A 7,546-nucleotide genomic window follows, 5' to 3' on the forward strand; every position below is an offset into this window, starting at 1 on the left:
AATGAAAGTATTGGTAGCAGGTGGCGCAGGGTTTATTGGAAGTCATTTGGTCGATGCACTTTTGAAGGAAGGGCATGAGGTAGTCTGTGTCGATAATTTTTTTATTGGCACGCGTAAAAATATCGAGCATCTTGCAGATGAGCCGAAGTTTACGTTCTATGAGCAGGATATTTGCGATCTGGAAGCAATGGATCGTATTTTTGCGAAGGAAAAGGTGGAATATGTGTTCCATCTTGCTGCCAATTCTGATATTCAGGCAAGTGCAAACAACCCGGTTATTGAGTATCAAAACACCTATACGACAACTTTTAATCTGATTGAATGTATGCGTCGGCATCAGGTGAAAAAGCTGTTTTTTGCATCCACGTCGGCAGTATACGGTGAAAAAATGGGCAGCGAAGTGGCGGAGAATACGACACCACTCGAGCCAATTTCGTATTATGGTGCAGCAAAACTGGGTTCGGAAGCGCTGATCTCCGCATATAGCTATATGAATGACATGAGTGTGCTCGTCTTCCGGTTCCCCAATGTGATTGGTCCGAGATTGACACATGGTGTCATTTTTGACTTTGTAAAGCGACTCAAAGACGATCCGTCGCACCTGAGGATTTTGGGTGATGGAACACAGTCCAAGCCGTATATGCATGTATATGATTTGGTGAATGGTATTATGCGGTTCAAAGATGTGCCGCAGGGTGTTACGCTTTATAACATTGGCGTTGAGACGCAAACTTCGGTTACGCGCATTGCGGAAATCGTATGTGAAAAAATGGGCCTACCCGGTATTCCGTTTGAATATACCGGCGGTCGAGGGGGCTGGAAGGGCGATGTTCCGGTATTTGCCTATGATCTGAGCAAGATTCATGCAGCAGGTTGGTCTGCAACGTATTCATCGGATGACGCGGTGGCGCATACGGTTGAGCAGGTGATTTAAATGCAGGCAGTGATTATGGCCGGCGGAAAGGGGACACGCCTTCTGTCCCTTACCAAAGATGAAATTCCCAAACCGATGACGCCGGTATGTGGGAAACCGATTTTGCAATGGCAGGTAGAACAGCTGAAGGCAAATGGCATTACCGATATTGTGATGATTATCGGCCATCTGGGCCATAAGATACAAGAATTCTTTGGCGATGGAACAGAAATGGGGCTGAGAATCCGTTATATCGAGGAAATTTCACCTTTGGGAACTGCGGGAGCGTTTTATTATCTTCGTCCGATGCTTTCTGGCGAAGATTTCCTGCTTGTATTTGGCGATGTGCTGTTTGATATTGATCTCCAGCGTATGATACGGTTCCATCGTATGAAAGAGGCGAAAGCCACTTTGTTTGTTCATCCGAATACCCATCCGTTTGATTCTGATCTGGTGGTAACGGATGATGACGACCGTATACTACGGTTTGACTCGAAAAATAATGTGCGTGATTATTGGTATGATAACTGCGTCAATGCAGGTTTGTATTTGTTTGATGCTTCAATCTGTGATGAAGTTACGGAACCGGTAAAAACCGACTTGGAAAAGCAATTGTTAACCGGGATGATCCAGTCCGGAGAAGCGGTGTATGCTTATCGGTCGCCAGAATATATCAAAGATGTTGGTACGGTAGAACGGATTCAGGTGGCTGAAAAAGAACTCGCCAGTGGTTATATTGCGGCGCGCAATCTACAGCGGATGCAGAAAGCTATCTTTTTGGATCGAGATGGTACGATCAATAGGAAAAATAGATTTATTTATCAAGAAGATCAATTTGAACTGGAAGACTGTGCAGTTGAAGCAATTCGTAAAATCAATGCTTCCGGGTATTTGGCAATCGTTATAACCAATCAGCCGGTGGTAGCAAGGGGCTTATGTGAAGTCGAAGATGTTGAACGGATTCACAATAAAATGAAGACGCTGCTTGGACGGGAAGGTGTATTTCTGGACGAGGTGTGCTTTTGTCCGCATCACCCGGATAAGGGATATCCGGAAGAAAATCCGAAGTATAAAATTCCTTGTCATTGCCGCAAACCGGATATTGGCATGATTGAGGATTGCGCGGAGCGCTTTCATATTGATTTAGCGCAAAGCTGGATGATTGGCGATACAACGGTAGACGTTCGTACAGGAAAAAATGCAGGAACGCATACGGTGCTCGTGCTAACTGGTGATGCTGGCAAAGATGGAAAGTATGATGATGTTCCAGATATGGTTTGTTCAGATCTGCTGGAAGCAGTTAACAAAATTATAGGAGGATAAATGATGATAGATTTTCAGCAGGATATTCGAGATTATATTGCTTGTGAAATTGAGACAATTAATAAGCTGGATATTGCTGCAATCAATGAAGCCCTGAATGCATTGCTTGAGGCATATCATAATCGCAAGTGGATTTATATTTTTGGCAATGGTGGCAGCTCTTCGACGGCATCGCATTTTGAAAACGACTTCAACAAGGGCATTTCTGAGCCGCTTAAAACCAAGTTCCGTTTTCGCTGCCTCAATGACAATGTCGCAACACTTATGGCGGTAGCAAATGATATCGGGTTTGAAGAAGTGTTTCGTTACCAGTTGACTGACCGCATTGGGCCAGGGGATTTGGTGATTGCGATTTCGGGTAGCGGCAATTCAAAAAATATCATCAATGCTGTAGAATATGCGAAATCTTGCGGTAACAAGGTTATTGGCATTACTGGGTTTGATGGCGGAAAACTAAAGCAGATGTGTGATATTTCGCTGCATGTTCCGGTGAACAGCATGCAGGTTACGGAAGATATTCATATGATTTTTGATCATCTGATGATGAGTATGTTTTATAAGTATCTGTGTGGTATAAATCATTTGCAGGAAAAACCGTGATGGAGGATTAGTCGTGAAGAAAAAAAATGCGATTATGCTGGCAGATACGAGACCGGCTCTGATCGGTCATATGTTACTGCAGATACGAGATACAAATCGCGAAAATTTTGATGAAGTTATTGTACTAGATACACAGATACCCGAACAAGATAAGAAACTCATGCAGGATATTATGCCCTGTCGATTTATTCCGTATTGTTCGCCTATTTCTGAAAAACTATTAGAAATGGAAAGGTTTCAACGTTTTTCGCTCATCATGTTTGGAAGATATGAGATGTTTCGCTTGCTGGACGAATACAGCCTTATCATGTGGATTGATACGGATATGGTTATACAGGGAGATTTGAGACAGCTCTTAGAGGATACAGAGGGGTATGGACTCTCAATATTGAGGGAAGATCCTAAAAATAAGTCAAGTAAGAATGTTGACTATATGAGAACCAACTTTATTCACGCTGTTGAAGAATATGATATGGACAGTTATCTTTGTTGCACTGGACTGATTATTGTGAGAGATGTTCTGCAACAGGATTGCGACTATACACAGTGGTGTTATGACAAGACCCTGGAATGGGCAGATAACTTAAATTTACCGGATCAGGGTGTTATCAATGCGTTGATCCAGCATTTTAATATTGATATATATCCCATTGGTCATAATGGTACCTATGGGTGTTTCCCCTATATTGGAAGAGATTGCAGCAAAGCAATTTTGATACATTCATGGGGATCAAATAAGTTTTGGAATGATTATTATCTCAATCAAACATTTCCGGCTTGGGAAAGAACATATCAAGATTGGTTACAACTAGGTGGATCGGTTTTAGAAAGAAAGCAAGTTCCCGAAGTGTCTGTCGTGATTCCTGTATACAAGCCGGATTTGGGATATTTTAAACAGTGTATTGATAGCCTTACAGAACAGAAAAAAAATGGATATGAAGCTTACTCTAATTTTGAAGTTATTATTATTGCGGAGCCATTTGAACAGCAGGCGACACAAAAATTGGTAGATTCTTACAAAGATGTACGACTCAATTTATATTTCAATGAAAAAAGACTAGGGATTGCTGCTAGCTTGAATCGCGGAATGAGATTAGCAACTGGTAAATATATTGCACGACTTGATGATGATGATATTGCGGCGCCATATCGTCTCCAAAAACAGGTAGAGTACTTAGAAAGCAATCCCGACATAACATTATGCACATCTGACTATCTATATTTTGGCGATATGAATGATGGTAGAGTGGCTATGGAAGGAGAAATGGCTAAAGCATGGTCTGTTTTGACATGTCCTTTTGATCATCCAACCATTATGTTCCGCAAAGATTTCTTCATAAAAAATGAGTTATTTTATGATGAAACGCGAGGATATGTTGAAGATTGGGAATTATGGCAAAGAGCATTTAAGAAAAATATGCATGTAGGGTGCGTTCATGATATTTTGCTATATCATAGATGGCACAATGGTAGTGCAGGCCAAAATAATAAGACAGTTGTTATGATGCGTGAAATGATCAAAAACAACTTTCAAGAACTTGGTGTCGAAGTTCCTGATGAGGATTTGCCACTATTGTCACCGTGGAGCGGGAAAGTAACTGCTGATGCAGATTATAAGCGTTTAGAACAATATTTTAGGGATGCAATTGAGCGCAATAATATATTAAAGCTATACGATTCCTTTAGCTTAGCGCATGTTTTTAGTCTTAGACTCACTGAGGCACGTACCGGTCAATTAGATGCAATTACTATCAAGCGAATCGAGGAAAGTCAGACTGAACAACATCAGGACATAGTGAAAAAAACATCTTTTAAGAAAACTATCAAAAGATTCTTGAAAAGATTGATTAAACCCTTATATCAGCCTTTCCGCCATAGATATGAGGATCGTTTGATAGAAATAACAAATTTGGCATATTCCCAAAATGATAGACTCAATAGGACTTTAGCCATGATAGAGTCGAAGGAAAAAATTATTAATAATATTGTTGCGCGATTTGAGAATATCTCTAAGAGTATTGATTTGATGAGTTTGAATCAGGAGAAATATGCCAATGCATTTCATACCGCACTTCTTCACAATCAGGAAAAATTGGGTAACAAGATTGATGAAAAAGTGTTTGAAGAATGTGAAAACACAAGGCAGATGCTGAGTCAAAAAGTGTTTGAAGAATGTGAAAACACAAGGCAGATGCTGAGTGGAAAGGTGTTTGAGGAGAATGAATTGAGCCGTCACATGATTCTTGCTCAAGTACATCGCCATATCGATTTTACCTATCGTGATATCATGGTAGCAATGGAACGCCAGCGAGCGTTTCTGCCAAAGCATGATATTCATCTTATTACAGACTATCCGATTGCATATGAAAGTTTAGATTACCTATATCCTCACGGCACAATAAGGGATAATACGAGATATCCAAGGTTTGTAGAAAGATGTGAGGAAATTCTTGGTCAAAAAAATGGACTCAGCTTTTTGGATCTTGGCTGCTCGGGTGGAGGTATGGTTTTAGAAGCTGCACTTCGTGGGCATATATCTATGGGATTAGAAGGGAGCGATAGTTCGAAAAAGGAGCAACGTGCAGAATGGAGACTTCTGGGCGAGCGTTTGCAAACATGTGATATTACCAAACAGTTCCGTTTGGAAACACCGAATGGTAACCTAAAAAAATTTGATATTATCAGTGCTTGGGAGGTAATGGAACATATTGCAGAAAACGATTTACCGCAGATGTTAGAAAATATAAAAATGCATTTGAGCAATACAGGATATTTTGTTGCATCCATTGCGAATTGGGATGATATTGATCCAGAAACTGGGGTAAATTGGCATGTTACTCTGCATGAATACCAATGGTGGGTGCAGCAATTCGAAAAAGCTGGGTTTGCAATTCGTACTGAGTTGTTCCAGCCGATAGACTTGGCAAGAGGTACATATAATCCTCCCCATTGCTACGAAACGCCTTACCCCGCATACGATCAAGAAAAGAACTTTTATATCGTTGCATGCCTAGCAAAGTAATATGAAAGAGGGTTCGATTTGAGTATAATAGAAAAACTAAAAAAATACCATTTTCTATTTCGACAGCTGGTGCATCGTGATTTCACAAAAAAGTATAAGCGGACCGTTTTGGGAATCGGCTGGAGTATGCTCTCCCCACTCTTAACTCTGCTGGTAATGAACATTGTATTTTCGTCTCTTCTTGGCTCGGATATTCCGCATTATACAATTTATTTATTTTCCGGACAACTGGTATATTCTTTTTTTAGTGAATCGACAAATCAGGGGATGACGTCGCTGCTGGATAACGCGGACATTTTCACTAAGGTCAATGTACCCAAATATATGTTTTTATTTTCCAAGAATGTATCTTCGCTGATTAACTTTGGGATGACGTTAATAATCTACTTTATTTTTGTAATTATCAATGGTATTCCAATCACATGGAAATTTGTTTTGCTGCTCTATCCGATTTTCTGTTTGGTTATTTTTAATCTGGGAATGGGACTGATCTTATCTGCACTTTATCTGTTTTTTAGAGATATACAATATTTATACAGCATTTTTACCATGTTACTGATGTATATGTCTGCGATATTTTATGATATTAGCAGCTTCCCGCAGATTGGGCAAAATCTGTTCTTGCTTAATCCAGTATATCTGTATATTCGATATTTTCGCAAAATTGTAATCGAAAATACAATTCCGACGCTTCAATTTCATCTATTAGCAGCAGCATATGCGGCAATCGTTTTTGCGATAGGAAGTTGGATTTACAAAAAGAAAAACCACAGTTTCCTTTATTATGTGTGAGGTTAGAAATGGGATTTGCACTAAAAGCAGAAAATGTCTCCATTCGCTATATTACTGGAGATTTTAAGGATATTGGTATAAAAGAATATGTAATGCGAAAGAGCACGCATAACTACCATGTAAAGGAATTTATGGCGGTTGACGGGGTTTCATTTACGCTTGAACATGGGGACATGTTGGGTATTGTAGGCACGAATGGAGCAGGTAAATCAACATTGCTCAAAGCAGTAGCTGGTATCATGGAACCGACCAAGGGGAAAATCACTGCTAATGGAGAAGTCGCTGCCTTGCTGGAGTTAGGCAGCGGCTTTGATGGCGATTTGACAGTAAAAGAAAATGCCTATCTTCGCGGTGCTATGCTGGGTTATACAAAAGAGTTTATGGATCAGACATATGATCATATTATCGACTTTGCTGAGCTTCGCGAATTTGAAGATCGCCCTTTCAAGCAATTATCATCAGGTATGAAGTCTCGGCTTGCATTTTCGATTGCATCCCTCGTCAAACCGGATATACTCATTCTGGATGAAGTATTGTCCGTGGGAGATGGCGCTTTCCGTGAGAAAAGTGCAAAAAAAATGAGAGAAATTATATCTCAAGGGGCTACAACCATTCTGGTATCACACTCTTTGGATCAAATTCGTGAGCTATGCAACAAAGTGTTATGGTTGGATCATGGCAAGCAAATTGCATTTGGTGATGCGCAAGAGATTTGTGATCAGTATGAGCGTTTCTTGAATGGGGAATATCTTCTTGAAGATCATAGTGGTACAGGCGGGGAACAAGATAAGGTACAATAAGTTGCGCAAATTGAAAATCGCATAAAAGAAGACATAGCTTGCAGGCTCTGGTAGAATGAAGTTACCACACAAACATTCGAAAGGAGCAAGCAAACT

The 7,546-nt window shown here is 40.3% G+C and carries 6 protein-coding genes; all 6 read left to right on the forward strand.

What is annotated here, in order from left to right; translation table 11 throughout:
• Position 1 precedes the first annotated feature (1 nt).
• From ACTQ34_RS05855 to ACTQ34_RS05880, 6 genes are read left to right on the forward strand one after another with little or no spacing between them, the layout of a single operon-like run.
• Positions 2-934 (forward strand): NAD-dependent epimerase/dehydratase family protein, encoded by a 933-nt coding sequence (locus ACTQ34_RS05855; protein ID WP_441362941.1) that lies wholly within the window; start codon positions 2-4, stop codon positions 932-934.
• A complete protein-coding gene (locus ACTQ34_RS05860; RefSeq protein ID WP_441362942.1) occupies positions 935-2,236 on the forward strand; it encodes an HAD-IIIA family hydrolase in 1,302 nt (433 codons plus the stop codon).
• Positions 2,237-2,239: 3 nt separating this feature from the next.
• The gene (locus tag ACTQ34_RS05865) at positions 2,240-2,836 is read left to right on the forward strand and encodes a D-sedoheptulose-7-phosphate isomerase (RefSeq protein WP_441362943.1); all 597 of its coding nucleotides are present in this window, start codon (positions 2,240-2,242) and stop codon (positions 2,834-2,836) included.
• A 13-nt stretch (positions 2,837-2,849) separates the two neighbouring features.
• Positions 2,850-5,858 (forward strand): glycosyltransferase, encoded by a 3,009-nt coding sequence (locus tag ACTQ34_RS05870; protein ID WP_441362944.1) that lies wholly within the window; start codon positions 2,850-2,852, stop codon positions 5,856-5,858.
• An 18-nt stretch (positions 5,859-5,876) separates the two neighbouring features.
• Complete coding sequence (locus ACTQ34_RS05875) at positions 5,877-6,650, forward strand: ABC transporter permease (protein WP_441362945.1); 774 nt, start codon at positions 5,877-5,879, stop codon at positions 6,648-6,650.
• Positions 6,651-6,658: 8 nt separating this feature from the next.
• Positions 6,659-7,450, forward strand: a complete 792-nt coding sequence (locus ACTQ34_RS05880) for an ABC transporter ATP-binding protein (protein ID WP_441362952.1) — start codon at positions 6,659-6,661, stop codon at positions 7,448-7,450.
• The last annotated feature ends 96 nt before the right edge of the window (positions 7,451-7,546 follow it).

The organism is Agathobaculum sp. LCP25S3_E8 (genome assembly GCF_052117165.1).
Taxonomy (GTDB): domain Bacteria; phylum Bacillota; class Clostridia; order Oscillospirales; family Butyricicoccaceae; genus Agathobaculum.